Genomic DNA, 19,754 nt, shown 5'->3' with positions numbered 1-19,754 from the left:
AGCGATGCTACGGAATCGCGTTCGATGCCCGGGGAGGGCTTCGAAGCCCGGAGCGGGCGATACACCCGTTACTGACAGGCGTCGCAGGTCGGATCCTCGATGGAGCAGAGCTCCTTCGAACCGTCGTCAGCGTCCCGGCTGGACCGTCGCGACCCGCCGTCAGTCATCGCCTCACCGTCTCTGTGTTGTGTCTTCCCGTACTCGGCCATGTCCAGCGTGGACTTTTCGATCTGGGAGGCGCCGAGCGTCCGGAGATAGTAGGTCGTCTTCATGCCGAGCTCCCAGGCGGTCGTGTAGACGTCGTCGAGCAGGGAGCCGTCCGTCGACGGGAAGAAGACGTTGTGGGAGACCGACTGGTCGATCCACGTCTGTCGGTGGGCGGTCAGGCGGAGCTGGTCGCGGGGGTCGATCTCGAAGGCGCCGCGATAGAGCTCTTTGAGATCCTCCGGAACCCGGTCGATCTCCTGGATCGAGCCGTCGTGGAACTTGATCCGATCGATCATCTCGGAATCCCACAGGTCGCGGTCCTTCAGATCCTCGACGAGGTGGTCGTTGACGATCGTGAAGTCGCCGCTCATGTTGGACTTCACGTAGAGGTTCGAGTACATCGGCTCGATGGAGGCCGTGGTGCCGTTGATCGTCGAGACGGTCGCCGTCGGTGCGACCGCCATCGTGTTCGAGTTCCGCATGCCGTGCTCCTCGACGTGTTCGCGGACGACGAACCAGTCCATCGTCTCATCGCGATCGGTCGGGATCTCCTGGCCGCGTTCCGCCTCGAGCTGGTCCACCGTGTCCTGGGGGAGCTGGCCGCGATCCCACTTCGATCCCTCGTAGGAGGGGTAGGTGCCCCGCTCTTTGGCGAGCTTCGAGGAGTTCAGGATCGCGTGGTAGGAGACGAACTCCTGCCAGCGGTTGGCGGCCTCGACGGCCTCCTCTGAGGCCATCGGCACGCCGAGTTCCATCAGCGCGTCGTGGAAGCCCATCGTCCCGAGGCCGACGGGGCGGTGGCGCATGTTCGAGTCCTCGGCTTCGTCGGTCGGGTAGAAACAGAGGTCCACGACGTTGTCGAGCATCCGCATCGCGGTCTCGACGGTGTCGGAGAGTCGCTCACGGTCGAGCGAGGCGTTGGTGTCGCTGCCGGCGTCCGCTCCATCGGCACTGGTGACGTGGTTCGCGAAGTTGACGCTGCCGAGGTTACAGACCGCGTGCTCCTCCGAGCTCGTGTTCAGCGTGATCTCCGTACAGAGGTTCGAGGAGTTGATCACGCCCTCGTGATCCTGCGGACTGCGGACGTTGCAGGGATCCTTGAACGTCACCCACGGGTGACCGGTCTCGAAGAGTCGCGTGAGGAGCTGTCGCCAGAGGTCGGCGGCGTCGACCGTTTCGTACTGCCGAAGCTCGCCCGCCTCCGCGAGGGACTCGTAATGCTCGTACTGCTCGGCGAAGGCCTCGCCGTACGTGCCGTGGAGGTCGGGCACCTCGTCGGGTGAGAAGAGCGTCCACTTCCCATCTTCCTGGACGCGCTCCATGAACAGGTCCGGAATCCAGGCGGCCGTGTTCATGTCCGGAGTGCGGCGGCGTTCGTCGCCGGTGTTCCGCTTGAGATCGAGGAACTGCGGGAAGTCGAGATGCCAGCACTCGAGGTAGGCACAGGCGGCGCCGCGGCGCTTCCCAGAGCGGTTGATCGCTGCGGTCACGTCGTTGCTGATCCGGAGGAAGGGGACGACGCCGGTGGACTCGACGCCGGTCGATTCGATCAGCGAGCCCGCCGCGCGGAGGTTCGTCCAGTCGTTACCGAGCCCGCCGCTCCACTTCGAGAGCTGGGCGTGGTGTTTGTAGGAGTCGAATATGTCGGCGAGGTCGTCCTGGACCGTCGTCAGGTAACAGGAGGAGAGCTGGGGATGGGCTGTGCCGGCGTGGAACAGCGTCGGCGTCGATGGGGTGAACCGCAGCGTCGAGAGCACCTCGTAAAATTCGAGGGCGCGCTCGGTGGGATCGTCCTCCTCGATGGCGAGTCCCATCGCGACGCGCATCCAGAACGCCTGGGGCAGCTCGATCGGCGTCTCCTCGTCGTTGAGGCGGAGGAAGTAGCGCTGCTCGAGCGTCGACATCGCGAGGTACTCGAGTTTCTCGTCGCGCTCGGGGGCCAGCGCTTCGCCGATCGTCGTGAGATCGAACCGGTCGTCGACCAGGCGCTCGTCGAGCTTGCCCGCCTCGACGCCGGTGTGGAGATTGTCGACGAACGTCTCGCGGTAGGCACGGTCGAACTCGTATCCTTCGAGGTCGTCGGGATCGAGGGACGCGGCCAGGGACTGTGATGCGTCCTCGGCATCGTCGTCCCCTTCGTCCCCGTCGTCGCCCACTCGGTCGCCGAGCAGCCGTCGGTAGTATCGCTGTCGGAAGACGTCGGCGGCAACCTGCTTGTAGGCGGGCTCGCGCTCGATCCGGGCGGTCGTGACGTTGAGCAGGGCCTCGTAGATCGTCTCCCGATCCGCGCCGTCGTAGAGGTCTCGCTCGGCGTCCTCGATCAGCGCCTCGACGTCGGCGTCGCTGACCTGTTGCTCGTGGTCGGTGCGTGCCCGCTCGAGAATCGAGCGGATCGTCTCGGTCTGGTGCTCAGTCGGTGTCGTGGTCTGGCTCATGATCTGGGTGGGAGTCGGAACCGTCGGGTGGGCGGCCGTCGGCGCCGTCGCCATCGGCTGGCGGTGGCGTTGCAGTCAGGCCGCCGGTCGCGTCGGTCGTACTGCCAGCTGCCGATCCCCCGTGGTCGGGGAGCTCCGCGTCGAGGACGGCGTCGAGTTCGGCGAGGAACTCCTCGGGTTCGCTGAAGGCCTTGTAGACGGAGACGAACCGGATGTACGCGACGGAGTCGATCTCGCGGAGTCGCGAGGAGACGAGATCGCCGATCACGCTCGTCGTGACGATCTGCGTGTCGATCTCGCGGAGTTCGGTCTCCACGTCCTCGAGGAGTGCCTCGACGGCTGCCTCGTCGACGGGACGTTTCTCGACGGCGCGCTCGACGCCCGCCCGCAGCTTCTCGCGGCGGTAGGGCTCGATCTCGCCGTCGCGTTTCTTCACCTGGAGGCTGTCCCACTCGGGGCGCTCGTACGTGGTGAACCGGAAGCTACAGCGCTGGCACTCGCGGCGACGGCGCACTGACGTACCGTCGTCGCTCGCGCCGGTGTCGACGACGCTCGTCCGGTCGTGCCCGCAGTCTGGGCAGTGCATTGTTGCCACTGTTCGTACCTCCAGGCCCTTCAGCCTACATATGGGGCGTCGGTCGTACTGGCCGCAATATGTGGCGTCTGTCGGATGGGCCATAAACCTTTCCCAACACATTTGATGTAGAACAATCTGAATTGGTTTACGCACGCCGTCCCCGTCATCAGCGGCCGTCCGCCCGCGAGAACCGGCACCCTCGCCCGGACACCAGCCATTGAATAGGGCCGCGGCCGAACGGACGTCCATGCCACCGACCCAGGAAGTCGCCTGTGAGAACGACGACTGTTTCCTCGACATGTTCGAGAACCACTACACCTACGACGTGCCCGACGAGTACGGGATCGACGAACTGGTCTGTCCCGTCTGTGAGGGCTCCGATCTCAGGGCGATCGAGCTGTGATCAGGGAGGTCGGCGAGTCCGTCGGCGACGCGATCGCGGAACGCGCCGGGCGAGCAGCCGCGCGCGTGCAGGAACGTCGGTCCCTCCCGGTCGACCTCCTCGAGAGCGACGAGGCGTATCTCGCCGTCTTCGACGCTCCCGGGGCGACGACCAGCGACGTGCAGGTCCGCTACGCCGACGGGCGCGTGCTCGTTCGCGTCGACCGCTTCCGCGAGTTCCACGACGAGTTCACGATGCGATTCCCCGGTCGCGGGCTCTCACTGGACGGCGAGGTCGAGCTGCCGGAGGACGCCGTCGTGACCGCCGAGCATGCGAGCGCGACCCTCACCGATCGTGGGACGCTGGAGGTCGAGCTCCCGAAGGTCGAGACGGCAGAGATCGAGACGCCCGACGACGCGACGGACGCCGATAGCGTCGATGCCGACGGCGACGGCGACGTGAACGAAACGGCCGACGACGACCACGACGAGAACGCAGCGGCCGCTGACGATCACGGCGCGGAGGCAGCCGACAGCGAACACGACTCTGAAGCGAACGCCGACGACGGCGACCACGACGCCGACACTGCGGCGTGATCGGGAGCTATTAGCCCGGCACTGCGTAACGAACCGATATGGCTCGCACGGCTCTCCGGAGCGTCAGTGACGCGATCGAGGCCACGCGAGTGTTCCTCCTGCCGCTCTCGGTTCGCCGCGTCGCGTCGCTCGCGATCGTCGTCCTGTTCATGGGTACGCCGGGAACGCCGATTCCGGCGACGCCGCAGTTCGCAGACCCGCGCTTCTGGGAGATCTCCGATCCGACGACGGCGACGAACGGCGCCGCCGACTCGCCAGCTTTCGCCGACGGCGTCGCGCTGGCGTCGCCCGGCACGTGGCCCGCGTGGCTACTGATCGGGCTGGGAATCGTCCTCCTGGCTGCGCTCGCGTACGTCCTGCTCGGAACGCTGCTGCGATTCGTGCTCGTGGAGGCGCTTCGCTCCGGCGAGATCCGCATTCGCAGGGACGGGCGACGCCACGGTTCGGGAGCGCTCGGCGTGCTCGCTCTGCGGCTCGGGATCTGGGCAATTGCGGCGTCGATCTTCGGACTCGTCGCGTTCGTGGCGATACAGACTGGCGACGGCGGCAGTGGATTCGGAGCGATCGCAGTCGATCGCGGCCTCGCAGTTCTGCTGGGCGGCGTGGTGGCCGTCGTGCTCGCTCTCGCGTGGGCGATCGACGTGCTGACGCTCCAGTTCGTCGTGCCGACGATGATCGCCGAGGAGAGCGGCGTCTTCGCTGGCTGGCGACGGTTCTGGCCGACGGTGCGCGCTGAGCCCGTCGAGTATCTGCTCTACGGCGTCGTGCGGATCGCGCTTGGCGTCGCGGTCGGGATCGCAGCGGCGCTCGCGGTGCTCGTCGTGCTCGGGCTGGCCGGCGTCGTGCTGGGGACGATCGCTGCGTTCGTCGTGGTGCTCGCCGGCGGATTCGGTTCACTCGGAAGTGCCGGACTGGCAGCCATCGGAGCTCTGGTGGCGACCTTCGCGGTGCTCGCCATCGTCGTTTGGGCCGTCGTCGCCGTCCCGTTCCAGTGTTATCTGTGGATCTACGCGCTGCTCGTCCTCGGCGACGTCGAGCCCGATCTCGACCTGATTCCGCGGCTGCGATCGGCCGCCCGGGGCGAGGGGGCCGCGCCGGTGTGAGTGAGGCGATCCGCACGGCGTGAGCGATCGCCGACCCATATCGACTGCGAACTGATACTGAAACGGCCGCTGCCCAAAATCGGCGATTTCGGCGGCCGAACCGTTCAGTTTCACTTTCACTCTCGGGACATCGCTTAATCACCCAGGACCCGTAGTCGAGGTATGAGCCAGTCAACGCTGGCGGACGACGACCTCTTCGGCGAGGCCGCGAACGAGATGCGTGCCGACGTCGAGGATTCACTCGAACAGGCTCGCGGCGCCCTCCCCGCGGCCGACGACGTCTGGGAGACCGACGCGGACAACACGCTCGGCGTCCTCAACGGGCTGAAGACAGCTCTCGACGTGGGCGACGCCGCCGAACATCTTCGCGACGCCAAGAAGTGGTACACGATGGGCGAGCGCGCCGACGCGTTCGACGACGCCGAGGATCTCGAAGCCGAGATCGAGACGATCGAGGGGCTGCTCGGTACCGTCGAGGACGCTCACGAGGACGTCGCCGACCTGACTTCCACGATCCCGGAGCTTCGCGGCGATCTGGAGGACGCCGCTGCAGCGATCGACGAGGACGACGGCGACGCGGAGAGTGAGGCCGCAGCCGACGGTGGCGAGGAGACGGCGGAAGCAGAGTAATCTGGGGGCAGAGACGTCCGACAGCGCAGTTTTCGACTGTCCCGGCTGCCGCGGCGATTGTCGTCCGTGATGCGAGGTCGAAGTCGGCGGTTGTGCGCGTTTCGTGGGGTTCTCCGGTGCTTCAGGGCTCGTACAGCGAGTACGCGATCACGAGCAGCCCCGCGAGCACCAGCAGGCTCTCGAAGAGGATACCGACGCCGAGGGACTGGTGGAGCAGTTCGGAGAGGAACCCGGCGAGTAACACGCCCATCGTGATCAACCCGAACCCGGTAGCAAGCAGTCCGAGCGACCGCTCTTCCGTCCGGGCGTAGGCCTTGTAGGCGAAGAACGTGACCGCTCCGCCGGTCAGCAGAATGAGGGTCTTGACGATCGCGATCGCGAGCTGTACTTCGGCGCCGACAGTTGCGTGCGGGCTCATAGTTCCTTCTGTACCTCCGACCACATGCGGGCCAGCCGCTCGTCTGCAGTCCGCGTGGGTCGCGTGATCTCCACGGTAAAGCTGCGGGTTTCGTCGAGGCCAACGTCGACGTTCTCGAACGCGATGGCGTACCGCGTCGTGTGTCGGCCGTCGGATCGAATCTCGGTCAGCTCCTCGAGAAGCGTCGCCTCCGAGAGCTGGTCGAGCTTCCGGTATGTCGTCGACTGTGGAATGTCACAGACGTCGGAGAGCTCGGCAGCCGTCATCGGGGAGTCGATCGCGCTGATCAGTTCGCGGCAGTCCGGATCACTCAGGGCGTCGAGGAGGGCGGCGAGCTCGGGCGTCTCTGCCTCCTCGAACGGATCCCGAACCATCGACCGGATGACGACCGGCGCGGCCCTTAAAGGAACCGGCACAGAACTGGGGGAGGGCCGCCGGCAGTCGCCTCACGGCGCTCAGTTCGGCCGGTCCACCGGCGCCTGCCCGGCAGCGGCCGAATCGCTGAGACTCCCGCCCTCCCGCAGGACGTCCAGCGCGGCCATCAGGTCGCTCCGCGAGACGAGCCCGACGAGCGTGCCGTCGTGGACGACTGGGAGCCTGCCGACGCCGTGTTCTTGCATACGGGTCATCGCCGTCATCGCCTCCTCGCCCGGCCCGATCTGGACCAGGTCCGTGCTCATGATCTCGCCGACCTCGTAGGCCTCGCGCTCGATCTCCCGGACCTCCCTGGCGTCGTCGAGCGTGACGATCCCGACGGGCTCGCCGTTCTTGACGACGGGGTACCCCGTATGGCGCTCCTGGACCATCCGCTGGAGCAGCTCCTGGACCGACGCGTCGGGGGCGATGACGTGCAAGCGGTCGACCGGCGTCATGACGTCCTGGACCCGCACGCCCTCGAATGCGGCCTTGGTGGTGACCTGCTGGGCCTCGCCCGACGCCGCGATGTAGACGAAGAAGGCGATGCCGACGAGGATGATGTCGAAACGCACCAGTCCGACCAGCCCCATCAGAATCGCGATCGCTTTGCCGACGTCGGCGGCGATCTGGGTCGCCTCGGCGAAGGATCGGGTCCGACCGAGCAGCGCCCGGAGAATCCGCCCGCCGTCCATCGGGAAGGCGGGCAGGAGATTGAACACCGCGAGCGCAATGTTGAGCGCGCCGAGGTAGAGCAGGAGATACGTGAGCCCGTCGCTGCCGAGCGGGAGCACCGTCGCCAGCCCGTAGCTGGCGACCCCGATGACGACGCTCACCGCAGGCCCGGCGACGGCGATCTGGAGCTCCTTCTTCCAGTCCTCGGGCAGCTCGGAGAGCGACGCGATGCCGCCGAACAGCCAGAGCGTGATGGAGTCGATCGGGTAGCCGTAGTGCATCGCGACCAGCGAGTGGCCGAACTCGTGGGCGAGCACGCAGGCGAACAGCGAAATAGCGGCGACGATCCCGATGAGCCACGGCGTCGACCCGGCCGTCAGCGAGCCGATCGACAGCCCGGCGTCGACGGTGTCGTTGAACAGCTCGGCCGTCGACTCGATCCGCGAGCCGATGAGATACGCGAACAGCGGCAACACGAGCAGGAATGTCAGATCCAGCTTGACCGGCACGCCGAAGGCGGAGCCGATCCGGAAGCTCGGCATAGCACGGCGTAGGGCCGGTAGGGCCTTAAGGAACGGCGTTGCGGCGGGTCGCCATCGACGGTGCCGGCAGCGGCTGGGGACGTGCTCGCGTCAGTCCAGCGCCGTCAGTGCGGCGAGCGCTTCGGGCGGTTCGCCGGGTAGCTCGTCGCGGTCGTGCGGTGCCTCGAAGTCGAGGTCTGGGCCCATCGGAACGATCCGCTTCGGGCTCACGTCGGGATGGGTCGTATAGTAGTGCTCCGTGATGTGCTCCAGATTCACCGTCTTGGCGATGCCCGGCGTTTGATAGAGGTCGCGCAGGTACGGCCAGAGGTTGTCGTACTCGCGGATGAGCTTGTGGTTGCACATGAAGTGCGTGTGGTAGACCGAATCGAAGCGCACCAGCGTCGTGAACATGCAGATATCGGCTTCAGTCAGCCGGTCACCGGCGAGATAGCGCTGGTCTGCGAGGACCGAATCCCAATGCTCCAGCGCGTCGAACAGTTCGTGGACGGCCTCGTCGTAGGCCGACTGACTCTCCGCGAAGCCGGCCCGGTAGACGCCGTTGTTGATCGGCTCGTAGATCTCGTCGATGATCCGGTCGACGTCGTCCTGGTAGCCCTCGGGGTAGAGATCGACGTCGCGAGACGCGATCGAGTCGAATGCGGTGTCGAGCATCCGGAGGATCTCCTCGGACTCGTTGTTGACGATGGTCTCCGCTTCCTTGTCCCAGAGCACCGGCACCGTCACGCGACAGGTCGCGTCGGGATCGGCCAGCTGGTAAATCTCCCGGAGATAGTCCGCGCCGGTGACGGTGTCGGGCGTGCATCCAGCCTTCTCCGGCGTGAACTGCCAGCCGCCGTCGTCCCGGAACGGATCGACGACGTCCACGCTGATCGCGTCCTCGAGTCCCTTCAGCGACCGTGCGAGCAGCGTCCGGTGGGCCCACGGGCACGCGTACGAGACGTAGAGGTGGTAGCGGCCCGGCTCGACCGGATGGTCGGCGTCGGGATCGTCCTCCACGACGTCGTGGAAGTCCGTCGACTGTCGTTGGAAGGAGCCGTCGTCGTCCGTGTACTCCCCTGCGTCCGTGGTCCACTCGCCGTCGACGAGCATGTTCATGGGTACGATGAGCTACTGTCGCTGGCCCGAAAGACTCGTCGCTCGGCTGGGTGATTTCCGCGAGTGCAGTCGTCGGTGGATCGAAGACCAGACTGCTCGGGGTCAGGGATACGGGTGGTGCTGGCGGTCGAGTCGCGACTCGAAGCCAAGCGACGCCGGAACCGTTTCCGCGCGCTCTCCGAACCGCGCTTCACCGGTAAAGAGCGGCTGAGCCTCGGGGACCAGCACCCGGACGGCCTCGAAGCCCAGCGCGTCCAGATCTCGCGTCGTGAGCCGGGCGGCGTAGGCGTCGAGGCCGGCGTCGTCGAGTGCGTCGGTCAGGGCCGCCAGCGCTGCCTCCCCCGTCGGGGGCTCCGACGGCCCGACGTCGCTCGCGGCGACGGAGGGGTCGACGTCGACGAACGCACGTGCTGCGTCGGGGAGGTCGGCGAAGTGACCGATGGCGTCCTCGCGATCCTGGGCCTGCTCGCGGCCGATCGAGCGCAGCTCCATCCAGTTCTGGATCGCCTCTTCGAGCGCGCCGCGGGCCGCCCTCGTCGGGTCGAGCGCCGCGGCCGAGCCGACGGCGAAGCGCGGCCAGGAGTCCTCGCGGTGGACCGCGACGGCGACCACCGGAACGTCGACGTCCTGCGTGACGAGTAGTGGCGTCACGGTCAGGTCCTCGCTCCGCGCCCGTTTCGCGAGCCGCTCGAAGGCCTCGTCCTCGACGGTCAGTCCGAGAGGATCGAACGTCGAGTACCAGGCGAGCATCGTCGCGTCGCGCTCGATGGCCTCGGTGAGGCCGGCGAGCAGTGCCCCGACGCCGGAGGACTCGAGTCCGAGGCCGGTGGTGATCCCCGGAACGACCTGCGGATCCGGCGGCGGGAACTGGACCGCCGCTGCGGGGAGCCAGACGTCCGGGTCGTCGTCCTGGCCGCTCCCGCTGGCGGCGCCGTTCTCGTCACCGCCGTGATCTCCGTTGCTCTCTCCGTCGGTTTCGGTCAGAACCTCGCCGCGGACCCACGGAATGGCACGATCGTCGTCGGGTCCTGGCGCGCTCTCGTCCGCGCCTGCGAACGCGGCTGGCGCGACTGCATCCTCGAGCTCCGATGGCCCAGCGCTCCGGAACTCGTCGGTGCGGTAGATCGCGCCACCGTAGCGTTCCAGGGCCTCGCCCACGCCCTTCGCGAGCGCCGCGTTCCAGTCGTCGGCGATGCCCGCTGCCTTCCGTGGTGCGTCGCCGTCGCTGATTCCGGTCGTGTCAGCGAGCGTGGCGAGGTAGTACGGTGCGGGGAAGGACTCGGCCTCGCCGATCTCGGAGACGATTCCGACGCGCGGGTCGATCGCGCGATCCATCCGTGCAACCGTCTCCTGGAGCGGTCGATCCTCGAACTCGCGCGGGATGGCCGCTACCGATCGCATGGCTCCGCCGCCACAGGCACAGCCGGGAACGGGGAGTAGCTCCCGCTCGGCGTGGGGAACCTCGAGCACGCGCCCGGAGAGACGATCCTCCCCGGCGAGCGCGCGGACGATCTCCCGCCCTGCCACCGCTCCGGCCATTCGCACGGCGCTGCGGTCGGCGCTGGCTGCGTCCGCGGCCTCCGGCCCGTTCGCAGCGACGCGTTGCTGGAGGCAGCGATAGCACGGACCGCCAGCGCCGAGTCCGGTGATCGCAGCGTCGATCCCGCCGATCGGGACGCCGCCGATCCCGCCGACCTCGATGGCGATCCAGCGGCCGCCAGTCCCACCGTCGCTGCCTGTCCCGACCTGCTCGTTCGCGCGCTCGAAGACGCCATCGCCCGCCGTCGCGCAGACGACGCCGAGAGTCGCCGCGTCCAGCCCCTCGACGCCGCCGCGTTCGATCCGGACGTCCACGTCGCCGAGCGCCGTCGCTACGGCGTCGATCGCGGGCCCCTCGCCCACCAGTCGCACGGTCATGTGCAGGTGGAGGATCGGACCGGGGAAAAGGAATCGGGAATCCCCCGTGCGATCCGGGCGGGTAGGCCGTCCTGGCGACCGTCAGACGGTTTGGATCTGATCCCAGGCATCGACGCAATCATCGCAGAGTCGACCGGTGAACCCGTCGACGTCGTAGTGCTGGGTGGAGGAGTCCTCGCCGCAGCGCTCGCACTTCATTGCGTCCCGAACACCTCCAGGGAGTCATTCTCGAGTGACTCCTTCGAGAATAGCGAGACGATGTCGCCGGGTTCGATGCGGGTCTCGCCCCTGGGCGTGAGCACGTCACCCTCGCGTTCGATGCCAACGACGAGCATCCCGTCGTCGAGAAGCCCGTCGTCGACGGCCTCCTCGATCGTCAGCTCCGCGATCTCGGCCCCTTCCGAAACCGTGAACTCGATGACCTCCGACCCGCCAGCGAGGCTCATGAAGTCGGTCAGGGACGGGCCGGTCGGGGCGTCCTCGGGACCGAAGGGGTGGTAGGGGTGGTGGTACTCCTCCTCGACGACGCCCTCGTCCTCGATCTCGAGCCCGAGGTCCGAGAGCTGGCTCGCGATGCGGCTGACGTCGTTCGTGTCGGTGCCCACGGCCGTTATCGCGAGGTTCGCGTGTCCGGCCATTAGCTGCCGGACCGTCACCACCCCGGACACTTCGAGCGCGGATTGGGCAAAGCGGTCTCGATCGGGGATTGGCGCGGTGCAGTTGAACTGGTAGGTGACCCGCCCCTTGATGCGTTCGTAGTCGATGTCGGCGTGGTACCCCCGGACGATCCCATCCTCCTCGAGCTTGCGGATGCGGTTCCGGATCGTTGCCGGCGTCACCTGGACCTCCTCGGCGACCGCCGGCGCCGTGGTGTTGCGCGCATCCTGAGCGAGGTAGTAGAGGATGCGCTTGTCGATCTCGTCGATCCGGTGCTCCATAGCGGGTGTTGGGAGATGACTCATTTGTACCGAACGGATTCTCTGTCGTCCCGGTGGTGCCGGGCTGAGCCCGTCGTTGGTCGACCATCATTTCCGGAAGACAAATATCTTCGGTTGTAATTTCGGCTCCGGGAATTATTTGTGTAGATTTATATCGTAGCAGTACGCGGCTCGGAGTGACGCTAGCCAGGACGCCACGCGACTCGGCGGACGGGCCACCGCTCGGCGGGACAGCCGCTGATCGGCGGAACGGCCGCCGCTCCAGTGACGGGCCGCGGAGTGTCCGGCACAGACCGATCACCATGACAGAACCTGACCCACCCGACCCCGTTCCTGACGCCGTCGCCGACGCTCTTTCGAGCAGTTCAGCCGAGGAGCTCCGGGCGACGATCCGATACGCTCACCACCTCCTCTGGGACCATCCGTCCGTCGAGGAGACGATCGAGCCACGACCCGACGAGGAGATCCTGCGTATCGAAGACGTGGGGACGCACCACGTGGTCGTGGCTGAACGGGCTGACAACGACGAGGGCCCGATCGCCTACCGCGTCCAGTGGGAGCCCCGACCTGACGAGGAGGGGGGTACCTTCACGTGGGACTACCTCGGCCCCGTCGGCGACGAGGAGGCCTGATCGCGTCCCATGTACGTCATCGTCGTCGGCGCAGGCGACATCGGCACGCCTCTGGTCGAGCTCGGCACGCGGACAGGCCACGACATCGTCGTGATCGAACGGGACGAGCAGAAGGCCCAACAGATCTCCAAGGAGTACGACTGCCTCGTGCTCAACGAGGACGCGACGCGCAACGAGACGCTCGCGGAGGCCGGCGCCGAGGAGGCCGACGCGATCGTCTCGACCACCGACGTGGACGCGACGAACATCATGGTCTGTCTCTTGGCAGAAGAGTTCGCCGTCCCGTCGATCGTCTCTGTCGTACACGATCCGGAGCATATGCCGGTGTTCCGTAAGATCGGCGTGAACACGATCGAAAACCCCCAGCGGCTGATCGCGGAGTACCTGTTCCGAGCCATCTCGCGGCCCGCCGTCGTCGACTTCATGCGCATCGGCGACGAGGCAGAGGTGTTCGAGATCACCGTCCGCGAAGACGCGCCGATCGCGGGTCTCTCGCTGACGGAAGTCGGTCAGCAGTCGCTGCTCTCCGACGACGATCTCATCGTCGCAATCGAGCGCGACGGGGTAGCGGATCCCATCACGCCGAGGGGCAAGACCCGGGTTGAGCCGGGCGACCTGGTCACCGTCTACTCGGCGACGGGCGCAACCGCTGCGTTGACTGACGTCTTCGGTCACCACGAGGACCACACCAGATGATCTACTGATGTCGGTCGTCACGACGGATACGGTCGTGCGGGATGTCGGGCGCATCCTTCGGGCAGTCTCGGTGCTGGCGCTCGCCTCGGTCCCTGTCGCGATCGTGAATCGGGAGTTCTACGCGGTGCCCGCGTTCCTGGGGACGGCGCTCGTCATGGCCGGGATCGGTACCGGCCTCGCTCGCTACTATAGCGACGCGGAGCCACCCGGAAAACCCGAAGCGATGGTGACGGCGGCGCTGGCCTGGGCGGTCGTCAGCGCTCTCGGCGCTCTGCCATTCCTGCTGATCGCGTGGACTATCTCGGTCGATCCGTACCCGGCCTGGGCAAACGTGCCGGCGATGGACGACACGACGGCCGTCTTCAAACACCCCCTCGACGCCATCTTCGAGAGCGCCAGCGGCTTCACCGGAACGGGGCTGACGATGGCTGCTGTCGAGGAGGAACTGCCACGGTCGCTGCACTGGTGGCGATCGCTCATCGAATGGATCGGGGGCGTCGGCGTGATCGTGCTGACCGTCGCGATCCTGGCCCGCCCGGGGAGCGGCTCGTTAACCCTCTACGAGAGCGAGGCGCGCTCCGAGAAGATCCACCCGAGCATCGTCCGGACCGTCCGCGAGATCTGGAAGATCTACGTCGGCTTGACGGTGGGGTCGATCCTACTGCTCCTCGCCGCCGGCATGCCGCTTTGGGACGCGATTAACCACGGCATGACGGGCATCGCCACCGGCGGGTACTCCACGCACGCCGACTCGATCGGCCACTACGGCAGTCCGCTGATCGAGTACGCCGTGGTTCCGGTGATGGTCGCGGGGTCGATTGCATTCCCGATCCACTACCTGATCTTCAAAGGGGAGATCGAGAACATCTGGCGGGACGTTCAGACCCGCTGGGTGTTCCTGTGGTTCGGAGGCGGCTCGCTGGGACTCACAGCGATCCTCGCCGCGAACGGGGAGTACGGGTCGCTTGAGGAGGCGTTCCGCGTCGCCCTGTTCCAGTTCGTCTCCGCGACGTCGAACACCGGCTTTGGCACGGCGGCGGTCGGGAACGGCACGGAGGTCGTCTGGACCGCGGGACCCGTACTCGTGCTCTGTCTGGGCATGTTGACCGGAGCCGCTGCAGGGTCGACGGTCAGCGGCATCAAGCTGATCCGCACGATCACGCTCGTGAAGGGAACCGTCTGGCAGGTTCAGGGGATGTTCTACCCCGACAGTGCGGTGCGGTACTTCCAGCTCGGGAAGCGGCGACTCAGCGAACAGCAGTTCCAGCGGGAGTACACCGAGGCGACGGTGGTGCTCGTGCTGTGGTTGGGGGCGCTGGTGGTCGGCGTCGCCGTGTTGCTCCGGGTCCTCTCGCCAGCTCACCCCCTGGAGTACGTGCTCTTCGAGGTGATGAGCGCCCAGAGCAACGTCGGACTCTCCGCTGGGATCACCGGGCCGACGATGCCGGAGACGGCGAAGGCGATGTTGATCGTCAACATGTGGGTCGGCCGTCTCGAGATCATCCCCATCGCCGTGTTGCTGGGCGCGCTCTTCCAGCGCCTGGACCTCTATCGGTAGCGGTACTGCGTCGGGTCGCCAGTCGGGCGAGTGCCCGGGCACCCGAACGTTTTAGTATAACCCAAGGTAATCAATCCGCATGGAGCTACCCACGCCGGCCGACCTCCGGGAACGCCGGAACGAGCTCGATCTGACCCAGAGCGAGCTCGCCGACGCCGCGGAGGTCTCACAGCCGCTGATCGCCCGCATCGAGGGCGGCGACGTGGACCCGCGGCTCTCGACGCTCCGCCGGATCGTCGAGGGGCTCGAGGAGGCGGAGGGCGGCGTCGTTCGAGCGCGGGATCTGATGTACGAGGACGTGGTGACGGTCGCCCCGGACGACGCCGTCCGGGAAGCGAAGGACGTGATGTTCGAGGAGGGCTACTCCCAGCTGCCCGTCGTTCGCGACGGCGCACCCCAGGGGATCATCTCGAACACGGACATCCGGGAAGCCCGCGAGGGCCCCGAGGACGAGATCGGCGATCTGCCGGTCAACGAGGTGATGCACGAGGCGGTGAGTACCGTCGAACCCGACGCCCCGCTCGACGAGGTCGACAGCTACCTGGATCACAACCGCGCCGTGTTCGTCGTCTCGCAGGGCGAGCTCGTCGGTGTCATCACCGAGGCCGACATCGCCGCGCAGGTTTCCTGACGCCATCGGACAGTTCTCGCCAGCAGCGCCAGATACGACCGTGTGGATTCTTGACAGTGGACTGTGTAGCGCCGGAAGAATGCGCGAGTGCGTCGGTGGTCGGTTGGCCCGGTCGGTACCCTCGGCCCCGCTGGAGGTGCTCCGGGGATGAGCCTCTCCGAGACGTTCGTCCGGCTCGTTGGCGACAACCCCATCGTGCAGGCGTTCGTCGGCGGGCTCGTCATCGCCGGGCTGAACCTGCTGGGCGCGTCGATCGTGCTCGTCTGGCGAAACCCCACACAGCGCGGGCTCGACGCGGCCCTCGGGTTCGCCGCTGGCGTGATGCTCGCCGCTGCCTTCACGAGTCTCATCATCCCGGGCATCGAGCAGTACTCCGGTGGCGATCCGATTCCGACGCTCGTCGGCGTCGCGCTCGGGGCCATCTTCCTCGATCAGGCGGACCGACTCGTCCCCCACGCGCACTACCTGCTGACCGGGAGCCGGCGGGCCGACGCCGCGAACCCGCCCGACGACATCGACCTCGACGCGGAGCGGCTCGCGCCAGTCGTCCTCTTCATCCTCGCGATCACGCTGCACAACATGCCGGAGGGGCTCGCCGTCGGCGTCGGCTTCGGCTCCGGGGACGTGGAGAACGGGCTCGCGCTCATGCTCGCCATCGGTATCCAGAACATCCCCGAGGGGCTCGCCGTCTCCGTCGCCGCGATCAACGCTGGCCTCGACCGGCGCTTCTATGCGGCAGTCGCGGGGCTGCGAGCGGGCGTCGTCGAGATCCCACTCGCCGTGCTCGGCGCCGTCGCCGTCACGCAGGTCGAGCCACTCCTGCCGTACGCGATGGGCTTCGCCGCCGGCGCCATGCTGTTCGTCATCTCCGACGAGATCATTCCCGAGACCCACCTTCGGGGCAACGAGCGCCTCGCGACGCTGGGGCTCATGGTCGGGACGATCGTCATGCTGTTTCTGGACGTCAGTCTCGGGTAGTGAGCGGTCGCTGGTGAGGGTGAAGTGATCAAATCGGTTCAGCCGCGAATTCCTGGACAGAACAGCAACCGCACACGGAAGCCCCCTCCCGCTCGACGAATCTGACTCGTTGCGCTCCTCGCCTCGCTCCGCTCGGCTCCGGTGCTTACGTCGTCAGATCCGACGAGCGGTCGGCCCCTTCCGAAGCCCCACCCGGACGGATACCCACCGATCGTTGAACCCGGTGGACCGCCTTAGCGCGCGCTGGCGAGGCCACGAGCCCCGGAGCGGGCGAGGGGCCGATGCCAAGCGTGCGAGGGCCGAGCAGCGCAACGAGCGCCAGCGACGTGAGCAGCGCAGAAGGCTGGGGAGGTATGAGGCGGCCTGGGGCTTTCGTGGCTGTTGGTACCGAGAATCCACCCTCCGTCGCTGATCCATACAGTGCGTTATCAGTAGATCAAAAAGCGGAAATCGCCCCTAGAGCTCCAGACCGCGGATCGCAACGCCGCTCCCTGCCTCGACTTGGCCGATCACGCGGCCGTCGACGGCGTCGGCGAGCCCCTCGGCCTCTGCCTCGGGTAGCGCGGCGACGAAGCCGGTTCCCATGTTGAACGTGCGGTGCATCTCCTCGTCGCTGACGTTCCCGCAGTCCTGAATGAACTCGAACACTGGCTGGGGGTCGAACGGGTCGTCGACCTCGAAATGGTGCTCGCCCATCCGCTCGAGATTCGTCCAGCCGCCGCCGGTGACGTGGGCTGCCGCGCGGACGCCGTGCTCGCGCATCGGTTCGAGCAGGTCAGTGTAGAGCGCGGTCGGTTCGAGGAGCACCTCGCCGATCGTCTTCTCGGGGTTCGGCGGGAACGGGTCGGTGTACTCGTGATCGAGCGTCGCGGCCTCGCGGGCGAGCGTGAGGCCGTTCGAGTGGATCCCCGTGGAGGACACGCCGACGAGCGCGTCGCCGGGCTCGGCCTCGCCGGGGAACACGGCGTCCTGGTCGGCCATCCCGACGCAGGCGCCCGCGAGGTCGAAGCCGGTGACGACCTCCGGCAGGACTGCGGTTTCGCCCCCCAGGAGCGCGATGCCGGTCTCTTCGGCGGCCGTCGCGAGCCCCTGCCCGATCTCGTTGGCGAGGGTTTCGCCAGGTTCGTCGACGGCGAGGTAGTCGACGAAGGCGAGTGGCTCCACGCCGGCCGCGACGAGGTCGTTGACGTTCATCGCGACGCAGTCGATACCGATCGTGGTGTAGTCCTCGATCGCCTCCGCGACCATGAGCTTCGTCCCGACGCCGTCGGTCGCGAGCGCGAGATACTGATCGCCGACCTCGAGCATGCCCGCGTACTCGGTGTCCACGACGTTGCCCACGGCGTCGAGCAACGCGGCCGTTGCGGCCTCGCTCTCGCCGATGTCGACGCCCGCGTCGGAGTAGGTGAGTCCCTCCTCGCCCGGTTCGGTCGCCGGGTCGTCCGCGTCAGTGCCGTTCGCACCCGCGTCCCCGTCCTCGGTCATGACTCGGAGTGCTGTCGTCGCGAGCAAAAGCGCTCCGGTCCGCGTGGGTCAGCCAAGCTCCTCGATCTTGGCGAGTAGTTTCGCGTAGAGGTCCGGGGCACAGTACCAGCCTGCGTCGACCATGTCGTCGACGATCGTCCGGGCTTCCTCGGCGTCGATGTGGTCGTCGCGCAGCGCGCGGAGCACGAGGAACGCCGTCCCGCGCGTTGGAATTCCCTCCGCGTCGGCGACGTCGCGGCCGTACTGCTCGTCCATGACTGCGATCGCGTCTGCCGAGGCTGCGACGGCGAGGACTGCGGCGTCCGCGTCGGTCAGTCGTTCGTTCCGGCCGATCCGTTCGAACGTATCGGCGTCAGACACCGGAACGACCCGGAGCGCCGTTTCGTCGATCGCCCGCTCGACGCGTCGTGCGTCGGCGTGCCCCGCCTCGATCCCGTCGACGACGACCTCCCGGTGGACGTGCTCTGGAACGACCGCTTCCGACACGGTTCCGAGGACGAGCGAGAGACGATCGACTTTCGCGAGGTAGATCAGCGGGGTCGCATCGAAGACGTACATTGCTCAGAGCTCGTCGAGGTCCTCGGCGAGGTGGTCGCCGCCCACCCAGGTAACGTCTCGTTCCTCCGCGAGCTTGGCGAAATCCCACACCGACACGTCGGCGATCTCGGCGGCGCGGGCGAACGAGACCTCGCCAGCCTTCAGCAAGTCGAGCGCCCGCTCCTTTCGCCACGAGTCGAGTCCCTCGGCGAGCAGCTTCCGCACGGCAGTGCTGCGGTCGAACTGTTCGGCCTCCAGATAGGCCTCCAGTTCGTCTTCGAGGTCGTCCGGTACGCGAGCGGAGATCGTCCCCATGTTGTTTACAATGTCTGCAATGTATACAAACGTTGTGGAGGCACGGCGGCCGAGCTAGCGCAACCGACTCACGCTCCCTCCCAGGGGGCGGGCGTTCGCACCCGCAGATAGCTCCGGACGAAGGAGTAGCACAGCCCGAGGAGCGCGCCCAGCACCAGCACGCCAGAGCCGACGCTGACGGAGATTTCCTCGGGCGTGTTGACGTACTCGAAGAGGAAGGTCGGCGTCCCCGGCGTTCCGGCGGTGAACGATTCGGCGCCGATCGCGTCGAGGACGAACAGACCACCGAGGCTCAGGACGACGAGGGTGCCGATCGTCACGACGGCCGCGCCGACCAGTGCGTCCCAGGCCGCCCGCGTCATCGGCAGGTCGCGCGGCTCGTCGCCCGGCCGACCGAGGATGCGAATTCCCGTCGTATGGTCCTCGGCCTGGACGTGCGATGGGTAGCCGAGCAACACCATCGCCATCCACAGATCGCCGACTGCGCCGCCAGCGTTCGCCGCGAGCGGAAGAGCGAGCCAGCCCCACTCGAAGATCACCATCAGTGGGACGCCGATCAACGTCACGACGATCAGCGGCGTCAGCGCCACGACGACGAACTCGTTCCGGCTGAACCGGTGGTCGGTCGTCGCGTACGCGTACGGGAGAACGAAGTGGGCGAGGCCGACGCCGTAGCGCGGCTCGCCGCCGTAGTACCGGATCGCCAGGCCGTGCAGCCACTCGTGGGGGACGATAATGGCGATCGTGAGAGCGATCACCGCGAGGGCGGTCAGCGGGCCGATCCACCACTCGACCCCGCCAGAGATGGGAACGTACGACGCCGTCTCGCCGGTCGCCAGCTGGTAGATGGCGCTGAACGCGCCGAGTGCGACGCCGACGCCCATCGTCCCGACGACCGCCCACTGGATCGTGAGGCTCCGGGAGAGTTCGAGGTCGGCGAGCACCGTCGCGGAGTCGGTTTCGGTCTCCGTGCTCACAGGCATCCTACGA

General features: G+C 67.1%; 20 protein-coding genes and 1 pseudogene. 9 read left to right on the top strand and 12 right to left on the bottom strand.

Annotation, left to right across the window (positions count from 1 at the left end; translation table 11 throughout):
• Positions 1-68: 68 nt before the first annotated feature.
• Both MXF70_RS02105 and nrdR read right to left on the bottom strand, forming a co-directional pair.
• Positions 69-2,642, bottom strand: a complete 2,574-nt coding sequence (locus MXF70_RS02105) for a ribonucleoside-diphosphate reductase subunit alpha (protein ID WP_248516974.1) — start codon at positions 2,640-2,642, stop codon at positions 69-71.
• 124 nt (positions 2,643-2,766) lie between these two features.
• Positions 2,767-3,228 (bottom strand): annotated as a pseudogene (nrdR, locus tag MXF70_RS02100) (transcriptional regulator NrdR); the annotation flags it as partial.
• A 238-nt stretch (positions 3,229-3,466) separates the two neighbouring features.
• On the opposite strand from nrdR, the gene MXF70_RS02095 reads away from it, so the two are divergent.
• The 4 genes from MXF70_RS02095 to MXF70_RS02080 all read left to right on the top strand — a co-directional run bounded on the left by MXF70_RS02095 (position 3,467) and on the right by MXF70_RS02080 (position 5,930).
• Positions 3,467-3,622, top strand: a complete 156-nt coding sequence (locus tag MXF70_RS02095; protein WP_248516971.1) for a DUF7559 family protein — start codon at positions 3,467-3,469, stop codon at positions 3,620-3,622.
• Positions 3,619-4,197: an Hsp20/alpha crystallin family protein gene (locus MXF70_RS02090; RefSeq protein WP_248516970.1), complete on the top strand. Its 579-nt coding sequence runs from the start codon at positions 3,619-3,621 to the stop codon at positions 4,195-4,197. Before MXF70_RS02095 ends, MXF70_RS02090 begins: the two co-directional genes overlap by 4 nt.
• A 38-nt stretch (positions 4,198-4,235) precedes the next feature.
• Positions 4,236-5,300: a DUF7544 domain-containing protein gene (locus MXF70_RS02085; RefSeq protein WP_248516968.1), complete on the top strand. Its 1,065-nt coding sequence runs from the start codon at positions 4,236-4,238 to the stop codon at positions 5,298-5,300.
• Between the two features lie 162 nt (positions 5,301-5,462).
• Positions 5,463-5,930: a DUF5790 family protein gene (locus tag MXF70_RS02080; protein ID WP_248516966.1), complete on the top strand. Its 468-nt coding sequence runs from the start codon at positions 5,463-5,465 to the stop codon at positions 5,928-5,930.
• 121 nt (positions 5,931-6,051) lie between these two features.
• Here MXF70_RS02080 and MXF70_RS02075 read toward each other — a convergent pair whose 3' ends face one another.
• The 6 genes from MXF70_RS02075 to MXF70_RS02050 form a co-directional block, all read right to left on the bottom strand.
• Positions 6,052-6,348, bottom strand: a complete 297-nt coding sequence (locus tag MXF70_RS02075; RefSeq protein ID WP_248516965.1) for a DUF7521 family protein — start codon at positions 6,346-6,348, stop codon at positions 6,052-6,054.
• Entirely contained in the window at positions 6,345-6,722 is a 378-nt protein-coding gene (locus MXF70_RS02070) for a winged helix-turn-helix domain-containing protein (RefSeq protein ID WP_248516964.1), read from the bottom strand. Before MXF70_RS02070 ends, MXF70_RS02075 begins: the two co-directional genes overlap by 4 nt.
• Positions 6,723-6,803: 81 nt before the next feature.
• Positions 6,804-7,979 (bottom strand): CBS domain-containing protein, encoded by a 1,176-nt coding sequence (locus tag MXF70_RS02065; RefSeq protein WP_248516962.1) that lies wholly within the window; start codon positions 7,977-7,979, stop codon positions 6,804-6,806.
• Positions 7,980-8,069: 90 nt separating this feature from the next.
• Positions 8,070-9,077: a glutathione S-transferase family protein gene (locus tag MXF70_RS02060; RefSeq protein WP_248516961.1), complete on the bottom strand. Its 1,008-nt coding sequence runs from the start codon at positions 9,075-9,077 to the stop codon at positions 8,070-8,072.
• Between the two features lie 102 nt (positions 9,078-9,179).
• Entirely contained in the window at positions 9,180-10,994 is a 1,815-nt protein-coding gene (locus MXF70_RS02055; RefSeq protein WP_248516960.1) for a YcaO-like family protein, read from the bottom strand.
• A gap of 194 nt (positions 10,995-11,188) precedes the next feature.
• On the bottom strand, positions 11,189-11,932 hold the full coding sequence (locus tag MXF70_RS02050) for an Lrp/AsnC family transcriptional regulator (RefSeq protein ID WP_248516959.1): 744 nt from the start codon (positions 11,930-11,932) through the stop codon (positions 11,189-11,191).
• Between the two features lie 302 nt (positions 11,933-12,234).
• Here MXF70_RS02050 and MXF70_RS02045 point away from each other — a divergent pair, with 302 nt between their 5' ends.
• The 5 genes from MXF70_RS02045 (at position 12,235) to MXF70_RS02025 (ending at position 16,427) form a co-directional block, all read left to right on the top strand.
• Complete coding sequence (locus MXF70_RS02045) at positions 12,235-12,564, top strand: hypothetical protein (protein ID WP_248516957.1); 330 nt, start codon at positions 12,235-12,237, stop codon at positions 12,562-12,564.
• A gap of 9 nt (positions 12,565-12,573) precedes the next feature.
• On the top strand, positions 12,574-13,260 hold the full coding sequence (locus tag MXF70_RS02040) for a potassium channel family protein (RefSeq protein ID WP_248516956.1): 687 nt from the start codon (positions 12,574-12,576) through the stop codon (positions 13,258-13,260).
• Between the two features lie 7 nt (positions 13,261-13,267).
• Positions 13,268-14,818, top strand: a complete 1,551-nt coding sequence (locus MXF70_RS02035; protein ID WP_248516955.1) for a TrkH family potassium uptake protein — start codon at positions 13,268-13,270, stop codon at positions 14,816-14,818.
• A 79-nt stretch (positions 14,819-14,897) separates the two neighbouring features.
• The gene (locus MXF70_RS02030) at positions 14,898-15,449 is read left to right on the top strand and encodes a CBS domain-containing protein (RefSeq protein WP_248516953.1); all 552 of its coding nucleotides are present in this window, start codon (positions 14,898-14,900) and stop codon (positions 15,447-15,449) included.
• A 147-nt stretch (positions 15,450-15,596) separates the two neighbouring features.
• Entirely contained in the window at positions 15,597-16,427 is an 831-nt protein-coding gene (locus MXF70_RS02025; protein ID WP_248516952.1) for a ZIP family metal transporter, read from the top strand.
• Between the two features lie 456 nt (positions 16,428-16,883).
• On the opposite strand, the gene purM is transcribed toward MXF70_RS02025, so the two are convergent.
• The 4 genes from purM to MXF70_RS02005 form a co-directional block, all read right to left on the bottom strand.
• Entirely contained in the window at positions 16,884-17,912 is a 1,029-nt protein-coding gene (gene purM, locus MXF70_RS02020) for a phosphoribosylformylglycinamidine cyclo-ligase (RefSeq protein WP_248516951.1), read from the bottom strand.
• A gap of 48 nt (positions 17,913-17,960) precedes the next feature.
• Entirely contained in the window at positions 17,961-18,470 is a 510-nt protein-coding gene (locus tag MXF70_RS02015; protein ID WP_248516950.1) for a PIN domain-containing protein, read from the bottom strand.
• A gap of 3 nt (positions 18,471-18,473) precedes the next feature.
• The gene (locus MXF70_RS02010) at positions 18,474-18,764 is read right to left on the bottom strand and encodes a UPF0175 family protein (RefSeq protein ID WP_248516948.1); all 291 of its coding nucleotides are present in this window, start codon (positions 18,762-18,764) and stop codon (positions 18,474-18,476) included.
• Positions 18,765-18,832: 68 nt separating this feature from the next.
• The gene (locus tag MXF70_RS02005) at positions 18,833-19,741 is read right to left on the bottom strand and encodes a DUF3267 domain-containing protein (protein ID WP_248516946.1); all 909 of its coding nucleotides are present in this window, start codon (positions 19,739-19,741) and stop codon (positions 18,833-18,835) included.
• Between the last annotated feature and the right edge of the window lie 13 nt (positions 19,742-19,754).

The organism is Salinarchaeum laminariae (assembly GCF_023204835.1).
Lineage (GTDB): Archaea > Halobacteriota > Halobacteria > Halobacteriales > Salinarchaeaceae > Salinarchaeum > Salinarchaeum laminariae.
This window is presented reverse-complemented; position numbering and strand designations above follow the sequence as displayed.